This window comes from Corallococcus sp. AB038B (genome assembly GCF_003668955.1).
Taxonomy (GTDB): Bacteria; Myxococcota; Myxococcia; order Myxococcales; family Myxococcaceae; genus Corallococcus; species Corallococcus exiguus.
Window position 1 is genome coordinate 878,740 of sequence record NZ_RAWO01000002.1, and the last position, 18,241, is coordinate 896,980.

At 69.4% G+C, this 18,241-nt stretch carries 14 protein-coding genes; 6 read left to right on the forward strand and 8 right to left on the reverse strand.

Going from position 1 to position 18,241, the window contains the following annotated elements; translation table 11 throughout:
- Window positions 1–16 precede the first annotated feature (16 nt).
- The gene (locus D7Y04_RS14620; RefSeq protein WP_120595534.1) at window positions 17–1,396 is read left to right on the forward strand and encodes a pyridoxal-dependent decarboxylase; all 1,380 of its coding nucleotides are present in this window, start codon (window positions 17–19) and stop codon (window positions 1,394–1,396) included.
- A gap of 50 nt (window positions 1,397–1,446) precedes the next feature.
- Here D7Y04_RS14620 and D7Y04_RS14625 read toward each other — a convergent pair whose 3' ends face one another.
- Window positions 1,447–1,869: a DUF3592 domain-containing protein gene (locus D7Y04_RS14625; RefSeq protein WP_121759724.1), complete on the reverse strand. Its 423-nt coding sequence runs from the start codon at window positions 1,867–1,869 to the stop codon at window positions 1,447–1,449.
- A 118-nt stretch (window positions 1,870–1,987) separates the two neighbouring features.
- On the opposite strand from D7Y04_RS14625, the gene D7Y04_RS14630 reads away from it, so the two are divergent.
- Together D7Y04_RS14630 and D7Y04_RS14635 are read left to right on the forward strand one after the other, a co-directional pair.
- The gene (locus tag D7Y04_RS14630; RefSeq protein ID WP_121759725.1) at window positions 1,988–3,079 is read left to right on the forward strand and encodes a saccharopine dehydrogenase; all 1,092 of its coding nucleotides are present in this window, start codon (window positions 1,988–1,990) and stop codon (window positions 3,077–3,079) included.
- A 68-nt stretch (window positions 3,080–3,147) separates the two neighbouring features.
- Entirely contained in the window at window positions 3,148–3,753 is a 606-nt protein-coding gene (locus D7Y04_RS14635; protein ID WP_233601418.1) for a TetR/AcrR family transcriptional regulator, read from the forward strand.
- On the opposite strand, the gene D7Y04_RS14640 is transcribed toward D7Y04_RS14635, so the two are convergent.
- The 4 genes from D7Y04_RS14640 to D7Y04_RS14655 form a co-directional block, all read right to left on the reverse strand.
- On the reverse strand, window positions 3,733–4,509 hold the full coding sequence (locus D7Y04_RS14640) for an SDR family NAD(P)-dependent oxidoreductase (protein ID WP_121759727.1): 777 nt from the start codon (window positions 4,507–4,509) through the stop codon (window positions 3,733–3,735). The genes D7Y04_RS14635 and D7Y04_RS14640 overlap by 21 nt on opposite strands.
- Window positions 4,509–5,180: an SDR family oxidoreductase gene (locus D7Y04_RS14645; protein ID WP_121759728.1), complete on the reverse strand. Its 672-nt coding sequence runs from the start codon at window positions 5,178–5,180 to the stop codon at window positions 4,509–4,511. Before D7Y04_RS14645 ends, D7Y04_RS14640 begins: the two co-directional genes overlap by 1 nt.
- Window positions 5,181–5,252: 72 nt before the next feature.
- Window positions 5,253–6,470, reverse strand: a complete 1,218-nt coding sequence (locus tag D7Y04_RS14650) for a cytochrome c family protein (RefSeq protein ID WP_121759729.1) — start codon at window positions 6,468–6,470, stop codon at window positions 5,253–5,255.
- A gap of 9 nt (window positions 6,471–6,479) precedes the next feature.
- Window positions 6,480–7,064 carry a hypothetical protein gene (locus D7Y04_RS14655; protein WP_121759730.1) on the reverse strand — a complete coding sequence of 195 codons (585 nt, stop codon included), beginning with the start codon at window positions 7,062–7,064 and terminating at the stop codon, window positions 6,480–6,482.
- Window positions 7,065–7,342: 278 nt separating this feature from the next.
- Between D7Y04_RS14655 and D7Y04_RS14660 the strand changes: the two genes are divergently transcribed.
- Window positions 7,343–8,947, forward strand: a complete 1,605-nt coding sequence (locus tag D7Y04_RS14660) for an alpha/beta-hydrolase family protein (RefSeq protein ID WP_233601419.1) — start codon at window positions 7,343–7,345, stop codon at window positions 8,945–8,947.
- Between the two features lie 22 nt (window positions 8,948–8,969).
- On the opposite strand, the gene D7Y04_RS14665 is transcribed toward D7Y04_RS14660, so the two are convergent.
- Window positions 8,970–12,482, reverse strand: coding sequence for a hypothetical protein (locus tag D7Y04_RS14665; protein WP_121759732.1), 3,513 nt, complete (start codon window positions 12,480–12,482; stop codon window positions 8,970–8,972).
- 501 nt (window positions 12,483–12,983) lie between these two features.
- On the opposite strand from D7Y04_RS14665, the gene D7Y04_RS14670 reads away from it, so the two are divergent.
- Window positions 12,984–15,062 (forward strand): sodium-translocating pyrophosphatase, encoded by a 2,079-nt coding sequence (locus D7Y04_RS14670; protein WP_120594014.1) that lies wholly within the window; start codon window positions 12,984–12,986, stop codon window positions 15,060–15,062.
- Window positions 15,063–15,232: 170 nt separating this feature from the next.
- Window positions 15,233–15,430 (forward strand): hypothetical protein, encoded by a 198-nt coding sequence (locus D7Y04_RS14675; protein ID WP_120594015.1) that lies wholly within the window; start codon window positions 15,233–15,235, stop codon window positions 15,428–15,430.
- Between the two features lie 55 nt (window positions 15,431–15,485).
- Here the strand turns inward: D7Y04_RS14675 and D7Y04_RS14680 are convergent, their stop codons facing one another.
- Both D7Y04_RS14680 and D7Y04_RS14685 read right to left on the reverse strand, forming a co-directional pair.
- Window positions 15,486–17,015, reverse strand: a complete 1,530-nt coding sequence (locus tag D7Y04_RS14680; protein WP_121759733.1) for a M28 family peptidase — start codon at window positions 17,013–17,015, stop codon at window positions 15,486–15,488.
- A gap of 61 nt (window positions 17,016–17,076) precedes the next feature.
- Window positions 17,077–18,093, reverse strand: coding sequence for an alcohol dehydrogenase (locus tag D7Y04_RS14685; RefSeq protein ID WP_121759734.1), 1,017 nt, complete (start codon window positions 18,091–18,093; stop codon window positions 17,077–17,079).
- Window positions 18,094–18,241: the final 148 nt, after the last annotated feature.

Below are 18,241 nucleotides of genomic sequence, written 5' to 3' on the forward strand. Positions count from 1 at the left end.
TGGGGCCCTGACGCCCATGAGTGACCTGTTCTCCCGTGACATCTCCCTGCTCCCGGACCTGCTCGAACAGGCCCGCGCGAGCGCCCTTGAGTTCCTCACCGCCCTGCCTGAGCGCCCCGCGGGCATTCGCCTCGCACCGCCCGCGCCGCTCGGGTTGCCCGAGGCGGGCCTTGGCGCCGGGGACGCGCTCGCGCTCTTCCGCCGCCGCTACGAGGCTGGGCTCTCCGGGTCCGCGGGGCCGCGCTACCTCGGCTTCGTCACCGGCGGTACCACGCCCGCGGCACTCGTGGGCGACTGGCTCGTTTCCGCGTACGACCAGAACCTGAGCAACGATGGCGACTCACTCGCCACCAGCGTGGAGCGCGAGGCGCTGGGACTCCTGCGCTCCCTCTTCGGCCTGCCGGAGTCATTCGAGGGTGCCTTCGTGAGCGGTGCGACGGCGGCGAACCTCGTCTCGCTGGCCACCGCGCGGCAGTGGGTGATGGAGCGGCTCGGCCATGACGTGAGCGAGGAGGGACTCTGGGGGCTTCCGCGGCCCGTGGTGCTGGGCGGCGCACCGCACGCGAGCGTGCTCAAGGCGCTCTCCATCCTCGGCATGGGGCGTCGCGTGGTGCAGGACGTCCCCTGCCTCCCGGGCCGGCCCGTCATGGACCCGGAGGCGCTCGAGTCGCGGCTCGCATCATTGGGCGGCGCACCAGCCATCGTGCTCGCGAGCGCTGGAGAGGTGAACACCGGGGACTTCGACGACCTGGAGTCGCTGGGGCAGTTGTGCCGGCGCCACGGGGCCTGGCTTCACGTGGACGGCGCTTTCGGCATCTTCGCGGCCTGCAGCCCGGCGCATGCGCACCTGCTGCGGGGGCTCGCGCACGCGGACTCGGTCGCGGCTGACGGTCACAAGTGGCTCAACGTCCCCTACGACTCCGGCATCGTCTTCACTCGCCACCTCGCGTTGCAGGAGCGCGTCTTCCGCGCGGTGGCCGCCTACCTGGGCCAGGGGCCGGATCTGCTGCACCGCACGCCTGAGAACTCGCGCCGCTTCCGGGCACTGCCCGCGTGGATGACGCTCATGGCCTACGGCCGCGACGGGCACCGCGCACTTGTCGAGCGCGGTTGCTCGCTCGCCCGTGGTTTGGGGGACGGACTCGCGTCGTCACCGCACTACGCGCTGCTTGCCCCTGTGACGCTGAACATCGTCTGCTTCGCGCTGCGCTCAGGGCATGCCGCGCGGCGCGACCGCCTCCTCGATGTGCTGCGGGCCGACGGACGCGTTCACTTCACGCCCACGCACTACGCCGGTCGCCCTGGCCTGCGTGCGGCCTTCTCCAACTGGCGGACAGCAGATGCGGACCTCTCCATCATCCTCGCGGCGCTAGAAGCCGCCGCCTCCAGGGTCTAGCCACGCCAGTCGACTTTCGCCAGGAGGTTCATGCGGGCGTGGATGCGGCACTACCGCTGGGTGAAGTAGGCGTGCAGCACGCTCAGGACGCCCATGATGGAGAAGCCCACCAGGGGAACCATCAGCAGCAGGTAGAGCCCTTGGGTGAAGCCCATGCCCACGGCCATGTGCTGTTCCGGAGCTTCCGCCAGGTAGAGGATGTCGACGGGAGAGCCCGGGGTCCGCTTGGAGGCCACCGAGGTCGCCTCATCGAACTTGCCGCTGAGCTCCGGGCCGTCCGGTGGACTGAAGGCATAGTAGACGGTGCTCGGCTTTCCCCGGCCCTCGTTGACCCTGACCACCTTGCCCTGGACGCGCAGCCCATGCTGCTCCAGCCGCACGGTCAGGCGGCGGTAGTGGGAAAGGACTCCCAGGAAGAGGGCGGGGCCTCCCGTGAAGACCGCCAGCAGGAAGAGCAGCATCGTCAAGCTCATGGTGTCCTCAGGATGGCGTGTGCTCGGAGGTCGAATCAACCACCGGCGCGAAATCGAATGTCGTGAAAAAATAGGTCACTTGACCTATATCCGTGGCCGGCCTTGAAAGGGAGTCGCCATGGAGTCGGACGGTCGTGTCGTGCTGGTGGGGGGCTATGGGGTGGTGGGGGCGCAGCTCGCCTTGTTGCTGAGGGAGCGTCACCCGGACCTGCCGCTGCTCATCGCGGGGCGCCGGGATGCGCCCGCCAGGGAGCTGGCTGCGCGGCTGGGGCGGGCCGAGGGCGTTGCTCTGGATGTCCGCTCGCCTCAGGCGTTGGCGGGACTGGGCGGGAAGCCCCGGGCCGTGCTGTCCCTGGTCAACGATCCGGAGGACACGCTGCTGCTGGCTGCGTCGCGCGCCGGGGTGCCCGTGCTGGACATCACCCGGTGGACGTCCCGGTTGAAGGCCACGGTGCTGCGGCTCTCCGGTGCGACGCCGGGCGCGCCGGTGTTGCTCGGGTCCGCTTGGATGGCGGGGCTGGTTCCTCGGCTCGTGGCGATGGCGGCGCGGACGGTGGGGCGCCTGGAGCGTGTGGAGGTGGCCATCCGCTTCGCGCTCGCGGATCAGGCTGGGCCGGACTCTTTGGAGTACATGGACCGGCTCGGCCTGTCCTTCGAGGTGACGGAGGACGGACAGGAGCGGCAGGTGCTTCCGCTGACGGACGGCCGGCGGGTGCGGTTCTCCGACGGACGCCACACCCGCGTCTTCCGGCTCGACACGCCCGAACAGGCGACGTTGCCCCGCGTGCTGGGCGCGCGGACGGTGACGACGCGGCTGGGCTTCGACTCGGGCTTCGCGACGTGGACGCTCGTCGCGCTCCAGCGGCTGGGGATCCTCCGGCTGCTCCAGCACCCTCGCTGGACGCCTCTGCGACGGACGCTGCTCACTGGCAGCAACACGGGGGGCGAAGCCGCGTGGGTGGCGGATGTGGAGGGCGAGCGGGGGCACGTCCGCATCGAAGTCGTGGATCCCCTGGGACAGGCCCACCTCACCGCCGTCGGAGCGTTGCTGGGCGCTGAGCGACTCCTGGGACTGGATGGCGCGCCGCCGCCACCGCCAGGCGTGTGGTTCCCGGAGCACGAGTCCCGGCCCGACGAGACGCTGGCCACCCTGCGGGCCTGCGGCGTCGAGGTCCGGATCGACGAGCGTCTGGCGCGCGAGGCGGCGTGATGGCCCGCCGCTCGAGCACGAAGGCTCCTGGGACACTTCCCTCGCCGAGCCCCCGGAAGGGAACCGCGGTGCATGCCAAGGGCACCGAGCGTGTGGAGCGCATCCTCGACGCGACCATGGAGGTCCTGGCCGGTGAGGGCTACGCGGGACTCAGTTTGCGAGTCGTGGCCCAGCGCGCGGGCGTGAGCCTGGGGAATCTCCAGTACTACTTCCCCACCAAACAGGACGTGGTGCGGGCACTGCTGGCGCGCTACCTGGAGCAAGCCCTCCAGCGGGTCCGCGAGCGGATGGCGGGTGGAGGCAGCGAACCGGCGCAGCGGCTCCGGCTCGCCGTGGACGCCATCCTGGAGGACCAGGACTCACCGCACGCCTGCCAGTTCTTCGCGGAGCTGTGGGCAATGGCCGCGAGGGACCCCATGGTCGCCGACGCCCTCACGGTCTTCTACGCCGGCTATCGCGCGGGCGTCGTGGAGCTGCTGCGGGAGCTGTCACCTGACCTCACCCCGGCACGCAGGGACCGGAGAGCGGCGCTGCTGGTCGCCCTCTTCGAAGGCCTGTCTCTCTTCCGGGGCGGCGGCAACCTGCGCGGCGCCTCGGTACCGGGGCTGGAGCAGGAGCTGCGTGTGCTGCTGGAGCAGGTGCTGCTTCCAGGCTCAGAACGACGGCAGGTCTGATGCCAGATGGGATGACAGCCCACCGTCCATCACCAGGGCACTCCCGTTGACGTAGCCGCCAGCGGGCCCCGCGAGGAACGCCACCAGACCCGCCACCTCTTCGGGCGTTCCGAAGCGCTTCGCCGGGATGCGCTCCTGCAATCGCTGGCGTGAGGCGGAGGGTGCCTTCGCCAGCATGTCCGTCTCGATGTAGCCGGGACAGACCGCGTTGCAGGTGATGCCGTAGGCTCCCCACTCCGCGGCGATGGCCTTCGAATAGCCCACGAGCGCGTGTTTCGTTGCCGCGTAGGTGGACGACTGGGCGCCACCGAAGAGACCCATGATGGACGCGACGTTCACGATGCGCCCATGGCCTTCCGCCTTCATTCGCGGCAGCGCCCACTGACACAGGTTGCGCACGCCCTCCACGTTCACGCCGAACAGCAGGTCCCACTCGGCGACGCTCACCTCGTCCGCGCGATGAAACGGCCCACCCAGGCCCGCGTTGTTCACGAGCACTTGGGGCACGCCCACCTTCGCTTCGAGCCGGCCGAGCGCTGACTCCACCTCGTCCCTGTTCGCGACGTCGCAGGCCAGCGGCCACGCGCGGCCTCCGGCCAGGAGCAGCTGCTGCTGGAGTTGCTCCAGCGCTGCGACATCGCGGGACACCAGGACCACCTCGAACCCGTTCCGGGACAGCAGGGTGGCGATGGCCGCTCCAATCCCTCGGCTCGCCCCGGTGACGACGGCGACAGGTGCCTTCGGCTGCGTCTCCATCAGAGGACCCCCTGAGGTGGGACGAGTCGCATCTCGTCGATCCGCACGTTCGGGGGCTTGATCGCGATCTCCCAGATGCACTGGGCCACGTCCTCCACGGCGAGCATGTCGGCCGGACTGAACTCCGGCCGCGACTTCCAGAAGGCGGTGTAGACGGCACCGAGCGACAGCAGGGTGGCGCGGATGCCGAACGCCTTGCCCTCCTCGTTCAGGACGCCAGTCAATCCACGGACGCCATGCTTCGTCGCGGCGTAGGCCCCGTTCATGGGCAGCGTGAGGTGGTCGCTCACGGACCCGATGTGGATGATCCGCCCACCGCCTCGGGGCTTCATCCGCCGGAAGGCCTCACGCGCGCACAGGAACGTGCCCGTGAGGTTCACGTCCATCATCCGGTTCCAGTCCTCGAGGGATGTCTCATGGAGCGGCGTGAAGACTCCGACGCCCGCGCAGTTGACCAGGACCTCGATGGGGCCCGTCTCTGCCTCCGCCCGCTTGAACAGCGCCACCACGGAGTCCTCGCGCGTGACATCCACGTGCAGGCAGTCCGGCGTCTCCGTCGTCACGTCACTCGCGGCGCACACCACGCGCAGGCCCTCCGCGCGCAGCTTGTGGACGACGGCGCGTCCGATGTCGCCCGTGCCTCCGATGACGATGACATTCCGAATGCTCAAGCGCCGTACCTCTCCCCCGGGTTCATCCCCATGGCCAGGGTAGTCCATGGAAAGCGAGCCAAGGGGGAATACTCAGAGGCGCGGTGCGAATTCGGGAATGGGCGGCAGGCCCAGGGGCATGCCCAGCACTCCCGGCTGGAAATGCCCGTCCAGCTCCCCCTGCCGTGCGAGCAGCGCGGCCACCAGTCGTGGCGTCCCGTCCTCCAGTCGATCCGGGAGCCCGCGAAACTGGCCGTCGCGTTGGATGCCCCGGACGATGCCGGCCCGCGTGGCCATGTCGAGCGAGGCGCCGTCGTAGCCGAACCCGCCCGTGTTCCCAGGCCCCTGATCTCCGGGCCGCCGCATGTCGGAGTGGCAGTGGAAGCAGAGGTGCCGTGAGAGCTTTTGCGCCACCTCCGGATAGTGGACCTCGCGCTCCAGCCTCCGGGGTTGGTAGCGGGGGACTGGCGCTGCCGCCACCTTCGGCAGGGGCTCGCGCAGGAAGGCCGCCAGATCCTCGACCTGCTTTGGCGTGAACGAGAAGGTGGGCATCTCCGTGTCAGGGAGGATGCGGTGCGGATCCGTCAGCCAGTTCCGCAGCTGCGCCAGGGACATGCGGTCGCGCACGTGGCGCAGATCCGGGGCCCGCCTCCGGGACGAGTCGCTGTGGAACTCCGGCGCGCCGTAGCGCAGGGACGCGAGCGGGAAGTCCCCCCGGTAGTGACAGCTCGCGCATGGGTGCGCCGCGTAGAGCGCCCGGCCCGCCTCCACATCACCTCGCGCGGGTTCCTCCGACTCCTGCTCGGTCACCGCGAAGTAGTCCGCGAGCAGCTCCGCATCCTTCGGGCCCACCTTCATCCGGGGCATGGTGGCGCCGTAGAGCGGCCTCACCACGTGCGGCGCCTGGAGCCAGGAGACGATCCACTCGCGCTTGACCCGCTGGCTCAGCGAGCCGAGGTCCGGGGTCCTCACCAGGTGGGTGATGTGTCTCTTCCATCGCTCGACCTCCGCCTGCTTGTACCAGAGGTCCATCCGTCCGGCGCTGATGGCCTGGTGGCACGTGACGCAGTTCTCGCTCAGACGCGCGGACATCGGTTCGAGCCCGGGGACGACGTGACAGCGATTGCACTGGAAATGCTCCACGGCCTCCCGTGGCGTCGCCGGTGAGGTCTTCGTGGGGGCGAGCACCCGCGTCGGCAGGCGCAGCGCCAGCACGTCCGCGTCACGGATGAGCACGGAGCCACCACCCGCCGCGGCCACGACGAGCGCGACGCCGGCCAGGGTGCCGAGGGGAGGGGCGCGCAATGCCACGAGGGTCGCTCAGTAATAGGAGGCGGGGGACCAGTAGCTGAGCCGCGTGTTGTGGCAGAGGAGCTCCGGGAAGATGAGGGACTCGCGGGCCATCCCCAACCCCAGCACCAGTACGGCCGACGTGAGCACCAGGCTCATGATGGCCTTGCGTCTTGTGCCACAAAACCGCCGCCGGCCCGGTCCATGGAAGTAGAGGGCTTGCAGGACGAAGAGCGCGATGGGGCTGGCCACCAGCACCACCAGGCCGGAAGGGCTGATCGCGCAATAGCCGAGAGCCTGATCACTGACGTCCATGAAACTCCCGCCCACCCAGGCCGCTCCCAGCAACAGGACGAGGGCGACGCCGAAGACGAGGAAGAAGTTCCGGCGCGCGGCCGTTGGCCGGGGCTGTCCCTCCGCGGTCGGTCCCCAGACGTTGTGGATGAAGACGCGGTTCATGACCACCGCGCCCGCGCTCCAGAAGAACAGCTCCGCCAAAAAGGGCAGATGGAAGTCCCTCGCCGCGGTGTCCATCGCGTTGATGCAGGCGAGCGCACGCAGCGGCCACAGGAACAGGGCACCGAACAGGATGGGAGCAAGGGCGCGGGGAAGCATCCGGTAAGGCTATCAGGCACTTCGCCGCGAGTGTGAGTGGGCCCACCTGGCGGCTGAACCCATTGGCAGTCGCGGAGCCGGCACGGCGTGCGCACGCTGCCGGGGAGCGGTCATGGGGCCTACCCTTTGGAGTGCGTTCTGGAGAGCCGGCGCACCTGCGGGGAGTTCGAATGGAGCACTTCCTCACCCACGCCGAGCAACCTGTCGCAGCGAGCCATGCCAGACGTGCCAGCAGGGCCTGGCCTCGCTGGCTCCGCTACACCTTGCCGGGGGCCTGGGTGGCGCTCCTCTTCGCTTGTCTGGCTTTCACTCCGTCCCTGCTGCCGCGCAGCGGGCCCTTCCAGGGATTCGTCAGCGGCCTCAGCGCGGCCATCGGTTATGGGCTCGGGTGCCTGGGTGCCTGGCTGTGGCGGGAGTTCGCGGACCGCCCCGCGAGGACGCCCCGTCGTCGCGCATGGCAGGGCTTCTTCATCGTGGCCGCCGTGGCGCTGGCGGGCGCGCTGGTGCTCGGCTGGCATTGGCAACAGCGCCTGCGGGAGCTCATGGGCATGCCCTCACCGGGCCGCGCGGGATATCTGCTCGCTCCCTTCGTCGCGGCGCTTTTCTTCTTCGTGATCATCGCCGTGGGGCGTGGCCTGCGGGGCGTGTCCCGCGCGTTGGCCACTCGGCTCGCACGACACATCGGGCCTCGCGCGGCCCGGGCGACGAGCGGACTGGCCGTGGTGGTGCTCACCGCGTTGGTGGCCAGCGGCTTGCTCTGGGACGGGCTCATCGCCGCGGCGGACCGAACCCTGGGGGTGCAGGACACGATGACCGACGAGGGCGTCGTCCAACCACGTACGGCGTTGCGCTCCGGCGGCGCGGGCTCGCGCATTCCGTGGGACTCCCTGGGAAGGGAAGGGCGCAACTTCATTGGACGTGGGCCTTCGGTTGAAGAACTCTCCCGCTTCCATGGCACGGCGGTGAAGGAACCCATTCGCGCGTACGCGGGCTACGCCTCCGCGCCGGATGCGGAGGCCCGCGCGGCGCTCGCGGTCGACGACCTGGAGCGGGCTGGCGGCTTCGACCGCGCGTACCTGCTGGTGGTGACGACCACGGGCAGTGGCTGGGTGGTGCCGGAGGCCGTGGACGCGTTCGAGTACATGACCGGCGGCGACTCCGCGATCGTCGCCATGCAGTACTCGCATCTGTGGTCGTGGCTCTCCGTCCTGGTGGATCAGGCGCGGGCGCGGGAATCAGGCCGGGCGCTCTTCGACGAAGTCCATGAGCGCTGGTCCAGGCTTCCTCCCGGCCAGCGCCCGAAGCTGCTCGTGTTCGGAGAGAGCCTGGGCTCCTACGGCGGGGAGACGGCGTTCAGCGGCGAGCGGGACCTGGCCAACCGCACCGACGGAGTGCTCTTCGTGGGGCCGCCGAACTTCAACACCCTGTATCGAGCGTTCACCGACCACCGGGATCCGGGCAGCCCCGAGGTGGAGCCCATCTATCGGCAGGGCCGCATCGTCCGCTTCAGCCGCCGGCCGGGGAAGAACATCCCTCCCGCGTCCGCGCCGTGGGGAGACTCGCGCGTGCTGTACCTGCTGCATCCCTCCGACCCCATCATCTGGTGGAGTCCCCGGCTCCTGGTGAAGCGGCCGGACTGGCTGCGCGAGCCGCGAGGCGATGACGTCCTGGGGCAGATGGTGTGGATCCCCTTCGTCACGTTCTGGCAGGTGACGGCGGACCTGCCCCTGGGCATGGAGGTGCCCGCGGGCCACGGTCACGTCTACACCGCCGAGCACGTGGACGGCTGGGCCGCGCTCCTGCGGCCCGAAGGCTGGAGCGCGGACCAGACGGCACGGCTGCGGGACCTCCTCCTCGCGCGGGATGCATCGAAGAACGACTGAGCGGAAGGAGGCCCCACCGCGCTCACGGCGCGTTGAGCCAGTCGAAGTGGTGATCCAGCGTGAAGGTGCCGTCCGGCTGGTCAATTCGCACGAGCAGCCAGGGCGGCACGGTTCCGCCCAGGACCGCCGGAACGTTCATCGGTTGGCGGCGTGGATCCTGATAGCGGTTGACGCCGCCCGCGGTGAGGGCGCCCATCCGCAAGCCCGGCAGCGGCGCGCTGGACGTGTGGCACGACTGACAGAAGGCGTTGCTGCTGGAGTCCGGGCGAGGCAGGTCCGCCTCCAGATGGGGCATGACCATCATCGACGGACGCAGGCAGCGCTCGCGCCACTGCTGCACGGAATGGGGGTTCTTGTGCACACGGTCGATGCACAGGTGCTCGCCCGACTGTGCCGGGTAGTCCAGCGGCTCCACGTAGGACTGCAGCCGCAGCTGCTCACACAGAACCCGGCCCGACGAGAGCGGGTATTGGTACGAACGTGAGCGCAGCGTCTCCAGCACCGGCGAGTACACCTCCGGAGGGCGGTAGGTCAGGTCCACGGTCGTTCCCAGCGCCTGATTGCACAGCAGCTCCTCCACCCAGGGCCGCACCGAATCCCCGGGGGAGAGCGCGTAGATGCGCAGCTCGTCCACCCAGCCATGGAAGGGCAGCCGCGTCTGGCCCCGGACGAAGTCGGGACCCGGGTCGCCGACCGTCATCCACGTCCAACCATTCATGGAGTTGTACATCGGGTCGAAGCCCACGTCGTAGGGCGCCACGGTCAGCGACGAGTGCGCCGTGCCGTTGATGTAGAACGTGAGCTTCCGCTGCCCGGCGAGGGTGTAGACCTTCATGCCGAAGTGAAAGTATTTGCCGGGCTGCACCAGCGAACCCAGGTTGACGGTGAACGTGGAGCCCGTCTGGCCGTTGTAGCCGGTGAGCTCGTGCCACGTGTTGGAGTAGCCGTCGACCGCCTGCACCAGGCCCACCCATGAGTTGTCGGAGAAGTAGAACAGCGTGCGAGGCACCGTGCGTGAGACGCCGCCGGGCCGGGGGACGAACGGCGCATCCATCCGGGAGTCCAGCCAGATGCCGAACAGCCAATCGCGGCGCGAGCCGTCCACCGGGTAGCCCATGTCCATGAAGTCGTTGCGGCCATCCAGCCAGACGCCCTTGCCGCTGACGCCGCCCAGGGCCACCGGTTCGATGCGCGCGCCGCCCCGCAGCCGCACGGAGCCCGGAGGCTGGGGCCCATCCGTGCCGAACAGCGGGCTGCCCGTGGCCGCGTTCTGCGCCAGCGGGTTGCGCATGAATTGGAAGTCCGCGATGTCGCCTCCGCGCACGTAGGCCCAGGCGTTGCGGGTGGGCATGAAGCCATCCTGCGGGAAGGTCTCCGCGCGCAGCGGGCCTTCCGGAGATACGTCCATGCGCATGGACGCGTTCATGTGCGCCACCACGAAGGCTCGCTTGTTGAGGTAGTCGTCGAAGGCCACCTCGGAGTTGCGCTGGGTGTTGGATTGGAAGTTCCACACCACGTCGAACGGGAGCGTGGGCCGCAAGGCATTGAAGGTGTTGAGCTGGTTCTCGAACGAGAACAGCTGCGAGCTGCCCTTGGGCGACAGCGACAGGTCCGCGCCCGCGTAGAGGCGCAGGGAATAGGTGCGCTGGTAGCGGTCCTCGCCGTTGCCCCCCAGGTCGGTGATGCTCATGCCGTTGTCCAGGATGACGGCCTTGCCGTGCGTCCAGGCCCCCAGCACGCTGATGGCCTGCGCCGGCGCGCGGTCCGGGTTGAAGCGGGCCCGGTCCGCGTCGGATGCGGGCGCGCTCCACAGCTGATCGAGGTAGGAGGCGGGCGCGGAGCGATCCTCCCTCACCACCTGTCGCGCGTAGTAGCCGTCATGGGGGTTGTTCTTCGCCGCGAAGAACAGGTTCTTGCCCTCGCGGTCCAGCCACGCGTACGCGCCCTGGTTGCGCACGCCGAAGGGGATGGGGTTGCCCATCGTGTCGCGGAAGTTGCGCGGCTGGCCGTTGATGACCTGCGAGCGGGCCAGCTCGTAGCGGGTGTTCACCGCCGGATCCATGGGCATCATGCTGATGGGCTTGAAGTGACTCCAGCTCGCGGCCTGGCAGATGGCGTCCGAGGACGCGTAGAAGAGGCCGCCCATGTTCAGGATGAGCATCCGGCCATCGCCGCTGGTCGCGGGTTCGAACATCGCCAGGTGCTTCTCATCCGGCCCACTTCCAATGATGCCGTTCCAGGTGGAGCCATTGCCGATGACGGCGTCCTCGTCGTCCTCCACCTTCAGGTCACCCGCGAAGCTCTGACGGTCGAAGAACTGGCACCACTTGGGGGCGCTGGCGGCGGTGTTGCGGACGTAGAAGGTGATGCCGAGGATCTTCTTGGGGACGTAGCACTGGAAGCTGGGGTTCTGCGTGAACAGCCGCCGCCAATCGATGGTGTCCGGCGTCCCGGGGACGCTGTACGCGGAGCCGGAGCTCATGTCGCCCCAGTTGGAGTCATGGATGTTGAAGGGCTGGTAGGGCGGCAGGTCCCAGGTGGGCAGGGACTTGACCTCGCCCTCGGGGTTGCGCGGGTAGACCCACAGGCCCCAGTTCGCGGTGCCTCCACCCACGTTGTCTCCCGCCATCGCGCGTTTGGCATTGCGCACGAACACGGTGAGCGCCGTGGAGCGCAGCTCCCAGCGCTTCCCGTCGGACGCGACCATGCCGTAGACGAGCGAGATGTCGTAGCAGTCACCGGAAACCCACGGAGAGGTGGCCTCGTAGCGGGCCCTGCACGCCAGCGGGTTGCGGCCGCGGCCCCCCGCGTTCAACGACGACACGGAGTCCTCGCACATCGTGCTGTGGAGCATGTCCGGAAAGTCGCCGTTGTTCTTCGCCGCGAGCCGGCTGTAGCCGGGCATCGGGTTGAAGGCGACGAAGGGATGGAGCCCCGGCTGCCAGCCAGGCTGCACGTAGGCGGTGCCCTTCTGCGCGAAGTCGTAGCGGAAGTCCTCGCCCAGCAGCTCCGGCCGGAAGGTGTAGAGGAGGGAGCCCTCCCCGCAGCCACGGCAGCCACCGCGCACGAAGAGGCGACCGTCGTTGCTGCCCCGGTTGAAGGGCAGCACCTGGATGGCCTGCGACGCGTTCGCGGACTCAGGCGTGCGCGGCGTGTTCCAGCCGTTGTCGTATTCGAACGGCGGAAAGGGCTGCATCACGTTGGTGAGCGCCGAGGGCCGCACGGACAGCGGCGTGGTGCTGGACGCGCGATAGGGACGCCACGCCGCCGACAGCTCACGGAAGATGCTGGGCCGCTGGGGGTTCTCCGCGTTGTAACAGTTGTCGATGCGGCTGTAGTCGTTGGAACACGCGGCGGTGCCCACGAAGGCCACTTCGCGGAACTGCGTCGGCGGATCCAGCCGGGCTTCGGACGTGGCGAGCGACGAGGGTGGCGACGGCTCCGCGGCAGGCAATGAATCACATGCCACGTTGATGCAGAGCAGGGCCAGGGCGCTGGCCCGCCAGGGAATTCGCGACGCGGGGTGAGGATGCATGAGACGCGGTGTTGCTGTCTCACGCAGCCTTCCGTCAACTGGGGCTACTGCGACTGCGTCGACGACGCGGCCGGGGCGGGGACGCACTTTCCGCCGTGCCTGGCGGGTCGAAGCCCGCGCCCCAGGCCAGCAGCCGCGCCCGCCGGACAACCCGAGGAGCCCCAAGGGAATGCCCATGGCCGCGGCTTCGGGCACACCCACCCGGTGAAAGGACTGCGGCCCCCGGCATGGTGAAGGAGCGCTCCGACCCTCACGGGGGCCCTTGGATTGCGGTGAATCACCAGTGAATCCGGGTACTTCGATTCACTCGACGGGCCCCGGCGGACCCCCTGGGTGCCCGGGGGGCCCTCCCGCGTCAAGGACCCCGGTGGGGGCGACTGCTCCGAGGAGGCTCCCCGCTCGGCCTGAAATCACGTATAGGCCTCCGCACATTTCGCGCGGCACGCGAGCGATCCGCAGGGTGAGCGGTCAGGAACCCCCGGGACTGCTCTGGAGGAACGGATGGAGTTGTCGAGTCTCGAATCGGATTTCTGGGCGATCGCACCGAGCGTCATCGGCGCCGTCGGTCTGCTCTTCGCTGCGTTCTTCTACTTCCGCGTCAAGGGTCTCCCCGAAGGTGACGCGACGATGAACCGCATCGCGGGCTACATCCGCGAAGGCGCGATGGCGTTCCTCGTCCGCGAATACAAGGTGCTCGCGGTCTACTGCGTGGTCGTCGCCATCGTCATCGGTCTGGCGCTGGGCCCGATCGCCAGCGCGAGCTTCGTGGCGGGCGCGTTCCTGTCGCTGCTCGCGGGCTACATCGGCATGAAGGCCGCGACGTTCGCGAACGTGCGCACCGCGCAGGCCGCGCGCACCGGCTCCAAGCCGAACGCGCTGCTCGTCGCCCTGGATGGCGGCGCCGTGATGGGCCTCGCCGTCGCCGGCCTGGGCCTCATCGGCATGGGCGTCGTCTACTACGCGTTCCGCTCCAGCCCGGAGCTGTCCCCCGTCCTCCACTCGTTCGCCGTGGGCGCCAGCTCGATCGCGCTCTTCGCGCGCGTGGGCGGCGGCATCTACACCAAGGCCGCGGACGTGGGCTCCGACATCGCCGGCAAGGTCATTGAGAACATCCCCGAGGACGACCCGCGCAACCCCGGCGTCATCGCCGACAACGTGGGTGACAACGTGGGCGACGTGGCCGGCATGGGCGCGGACATCTACGAGTCCATGGTGGCCGCCATCGTCGCCGCCATGGCCATCGCGCTGACCGCCAACGCGACGGAGCTCTCCCGCCTCGTGGTGGACACGAACGCGACGGGCAACGCGAAGCTCGCCGGCGTCATCCTCCCGCTGGTGCTGTCCGCCATCGGCCTGGTGGTCAGCCTGCTGAGCATCTTCATCGCCCGTGCGCTCAAGCACATGAACCCCGCGCAGGTCCTGCGCAGCGCGCTGATCATGCCCCCGGTCATCCTGGTGGGCCTGTCGTTCGTGCTGATGAACGTGTTCGGCCTGTCCCAGAACATCACCATCGCGCTGGCGGCGGGTGCCTTCGGCGGCGCCATCATCGGCCTCGTCACGGACTACTACACGTCGTCCACGCCGGTGCAGCGCATCGCGGAGTCCTCCATCACGGGCGCGGGCACCAACCTCATCCGCGGCCTCGCCGTCGGCATGGAGAGCGTGGGCATCTCCATGGCCACCATCGCCCTGGTGGCCTACATCGCGGACCGCGCGCTCGGCCTGTACGGCATCGCGCTGTCGGCGGTGGGCATGCTGGGCGGTACGGCCGTCGTGATGACGGTGGACGCGTACGGCCCCATCTCCGACAACGCGGGCGGCATCTCCGAGATGTCCGGCCTGGGCCCGGAAGTGCGCGCCATCACCGACGAACTGGACGCGGTGGGCAACACCACGGCCGCCATCGGAAAGGGCTTCGCCATCGGCTCGGCGACCCTCACGGTCATCGCGCTGTTCTCCGCGTTCAACCTGGAGGTCAACCACACGCGCGTCGCCAACGGCCTGGCGGAGATGAACCTGGAGTTGACCAACCCGAACGTCATCGTGGGCATGCTGCTGGGCTCCATCCTCCCGTTCCTGGTGGGCGCATCCACCATGCTCGCCGTGGGCCGCGCCGCCGGCGCCATCGTGGAGGAGATTGGCCGCCAGTTCCGTGAGATCCCCGGCCTGATGGAGCTCAAGGCCGAGCCGGAACCCAAGAAGATCGTCGACATCGCCACCCGGAGCGCGCTGCGCGAGATGATCTTCCCGGGCCTCATCGCCATCGTCGCCCCGCCGCTGGTGGGTTACCTGCTGGGCCCTGGCGCGCTGGCGGGCCTGCTGGCCGGTGCGCTCGTCGTCGGCGCCACCATGGCCCTCTACATGGCCAACGCGGGCGGTGCGTGGGACAACGCCAAGAAGTTCATCGAGAAGGGCAAGCTGCCGGGTCACGCCAAGGGCTCGGCCGTCCACAAGGCCGCCGTCGTCGGCGACATGGTGGGCGACCCCTTCAAGGACACCTCCGGCCCGGGCGTGGCCATCCTCATCAAGGTCATGAGCGTCGTGTCGCTGCTCGTGGCCTCGCTCATCGCGCTGCGCTGAGTTGAGCTGTCCCTGGGGTGCGGCCACCCGGCTTCGGGCGCCGCACCCTGGGTGTAGGAGACCAGACACCCGGCCAGGCAATGTCGGCCGCGTCAGAGGGCAGTGGGCGAGCGCGTGCTTACACTTCGTTGTGTGTACCGCTCGCTGTTCTCCTGACGATGAGGTGTCCCATGGTCCTGGAGTTCTCCCAGCAGCAGATTCACCTGCTCGACGTCGTGCTGGCCGAAAGTGCCGATGCGCTGCGGGATGAAATTGTCCGCACCGACAAGCTCGAGCTGCGTGAGGAGCTGAAGAGCAGGCTCGACCAGCTCCTGGTCATCCAGCGCCAGGTGGAGGCCCGGATGCATCAGGAGCAGCCGGCCCTCTGAGCCTGGCCGTCGCGGTCCCCAGGTGAGCGGCATGGGGCCCGGATGGCTGCCTTCTTCAGCGCGGTGCCGGGGCGGGCTTCCCTTCGAGCGGATGTCCCCGGGTTCCGGTGGTCCATTCCTCCCAGACGTTGAACGACTTCATCTGCTGGCCCAGGTCGGTGTCGCGCACGAGCGCCTCCACCTCCGCGCGGCTCTGCCGGGGCAGCTTCTCCTCCATGGTGGCGAAACCCCACGCGAGCGCGCCCACCACGGCCGCGTTGGCGCGCAGCGTGCGCGCGTCGCACTGTTCGAACTCATCCGAGCGTGCGTGGTAGTTGGGCCCGTACGTGGCGGGCTCCTGGTTGGCGATGAGGTTCGCCACGCCGTGCATCATGAAGTCGAAGTTGTCGGTGCCCACCACCGGCACGTCCACCTGCGTGAAGGGCCCCAGGCCCGCCACCGGCTTCAGGGCCTGATCCACCAGCGGGACCAGCGCGGGCCGGCCGTTCGTGTAGAAGCCGGTGATGCGCCCGCAGCCGATGTCCACCGACAGCGCCAGGGTGTGTCGATCCAACTCCGCCGCGTGCGTGCGCGCATAGCCGGCCGAGCCGTACATGCCCTGCTCCTCGCCGTTCCACAGCGCGAAGCGCAGGGTGCGCGCGGGCTTCAAGCCCAGGCGCTGCATCTGCCGGGCGAGATCGATCAGCATCGAGACGTTGGCGCCGTTGTCCAGCGCGCCGCCGCCCAGGTCCCAGCTGTCCAGGTGCGCCCCCAGCACGACGACCTCCTCGGGGTGCGTGGTGCCGCGAATCTCGCCGATGACGTTGCGTGATTCGTAGGGGCCGCCCGTCCGCAGGTCCAGCACCGCGGTGAGGTTCAGCACCTTGCCGGCGCGCAAGAGCCGCAGCGCGCGCTTCGCGCCGTCGCGCTCCATCACCATCATGGGACGGGTGTTCCTGGGGCCCACGGAGACGCCATGCCGGTAGAGCTGGTTGCCGGGCCGGCTGCCCATGTAGACGACGCCGGCCACGCCCGCTGCGAACGCGCGGGACTCGATGCCATCCGCCAGGTCGTACTCACGGAAGAGCCCGTCGACGTCCTTGAGTTCGTCCGTCTCCACCAGCAGGTAAGCGCCGCGCGCCTGGGTGCCCACGCGCTTGAAGTCCACCTCGGTGCCTCGGCCCACGTCCAGCAGCGGCGCGGTGAGGCCTCCCTTGGGCGTGGCGGTGGAGAAGGGCATCGCGGCCACGCGTGGGGCGAAGCGCACGTCCTGGCCCTGCACGGACGCGCTGGCGGAGCGCTCCAGCCACAGCGCCGGCATGCGGAAGGGCTCCGCGCGTGCCGTCACGCCCGCGGCGCGGAAGCGCTCCAACGCCCATGACACGGAGCGCTGGTTGGCTTCGGAGCCCGTGGCCCTCCCGCCCACTTCATCCACCAGCGAGCGCAGGTCCTCGATCATGGGCGTTGCCCCCAGCACGCTCCCCATGAGCAGCGCGGCTTCGCGCTCACGCACGGAGGGCGGGGCCTCCTCGGCCCTGGATGGAGCCGGGAGGGCCAGGGCGAGGGACAGCGCCGCGAGGCGGAGGAGCGGACGGGAAGGGGACATGCGGAGGGCACCGGGGAAGAGGATGGCGCCAGCATCCCCACCCCGGCGGCTCCCCGGCAAGTCAGCGCATCTTGAGCACCACCCGGAAGCGGGCCTTGTTGCTCATCATCCGCTCGTAGGCCTCCGCGGCGCGGTCCAGGGGGAACACCTCGTTGCGCGAGCGCACGCCAGCGAGCGCGCTGAAGGCCATGGCCTCCTGCGAGTCCTGGGGAACGCCGCTGGGCCAGCCCTGGATGCGGATGCGCTTCATGATCAGTGGCAGGCTGTTGACGGGGATGGGCTCCGAGCCCGCGCCCAGCAGCAGCAGGGTGCCGTTGCGTCCCAGGCCACCGACCAGCTCGCCCGCGAGGCTGCTGCTCGACGCGGTCATCATGATGACGCGCGCGCCCCCGAGCTTCTGGAGGGCCTCCGCGGCAGGGCCCTTCTCCGTGTCGATGTATTCGTGCGCGCCCAGCTCCATGGCCAGGGCCTTCTTGTCCGCGCCGCGCGAGATGGCGGCGGTCCGGTAGCCGAACTTGCTGGCGTATTGGACGGCCAGGTGGCCCAGCCCGCCAATGCCTTGCACCGCCACCAGGTCCCCCGGCCGCGCGCCCATGTTGCGCAGGGAGTTGTACGTGGTGACGCCCGCGCAGAGCAGGGGCGCGGCATCCTCGGAGCTCATCCCCTCCGGGACCCGGGCCAGAGCCTCCTGGGGCGCGACCAGATACTCCGCATAGCCACCGTCGTAGCTGATGCCGCAGATCTGCTGCTTCTCGCAGGTGACGAAGTCGCCGCTGCGGCACGCGACACACTGGCCGCAATGGCCCCCGTGCCAGCCCACACCGACGTGCTGTCCTTCCTTCCAGGCCGTGACACCAGGGCCCACCCCGTCGATGCGGCCCACCACCTCGTGGCCCGGCACCCGGGGGTACTGGATGGGCATCCAGCCTTCCTTGGTGACGGCATCGCTGTGGCAGACGCCACACGCCTCCACCGCGATCCGGACCTGCCCGGGACCGGGCTCGGGGATCGTGCGCTCCACGATTTCGAGCGTGCCGCCCCCCTTCTGCACCTGCACTGCCTTCATCTTCCTGGCCATGGCGTCTCCTCGGGGGGAGGGATGGGGATGACGCGGCGCGGGCGCACACGGAGTGAGGAAGGACGCCAGGCTGGTAAGCGGACAGGGAGGACAGGCCCTGACTGGATGATCGTTCAGCAAGCGTCCGGGTTGACGCCGGAGGGTCGCG

Bases quoted from the DNA above. Each gene is read 5' to 3' on its own strand.
- D7Y04_RS14620 (WP_120595534.1), top strand. From the start codon at position 17: ATGAGTGACCTGTTCTCCCGTGACATCTCCCTGCTCCCGGACCTGCTC.
- D7Y04_RS14625 (WP_121759724.1), bottom strand. From the start codon at position 1,869: ATGAGCTTGACGATGCTGCTCTTCCTGCTGGCGGTCTTCACGGGAGGC.
- D7Y04_RS14630 (WP_121759725.1), top strand. From the start codon at position 1,988: ATGGAGTCGGACGGTCGTGTCGTGCTGGTGGGGGGCTATGGGGTGGTG.
- D7Y04_RS14640 (WP_121759727.1), bottom strand. From the start codon at position 4,509: ATGGAGACGCAGCCGAAGGCACCTGTCGCCGTCGTCACCGGGGCGAGC.
- D7Y04_RS14655 (WP_121759730.1), bottom strand. From the start codon at position 7,064: ATGCTTCCCCGCGCCCTTGCTCCCATCCTGTTCGGTGCCCTGTTCCTG.
- D7Y04_RS14665 (WP_121759732.1), bottom strand. From the start codon at position 12,482: ATGCATCCTCACCCCGCGTCGCGAATTCCCTGGCGGGCCAGCGCCCTG.
- D7Y04_RS14670 (WP_120594014.1), top strand. From the start codon at position 12,984: ATGGAGTTGTCGAGTCTCGAATCGGATTTCTGGGCGATCGCACCGAGC.
- D7Y04_RS14675 (WP_120594015.1), top strand. From the start codon at position 15,233: ATGGTCCTGGAGTTCTCCCAGCAGCAGATTCACCTGCTCGACGTCGTG.
- D7Y04_RS14680 (WP_121759733.1), bottom strand. From the start codon at position 17,015: ATGTCCCCTTCCCGTCCGCTCCTCCGCCTCGCGGCGCTGTCCCTCGCC.
- D7Y04_RS14685 (WP_121759734.1), bottom strand. From the start codon at position 18,093: ATGGCCAGGAAGATGAAGGCAGTGCAGGTGCAGAAGGGGGGCGGCACG.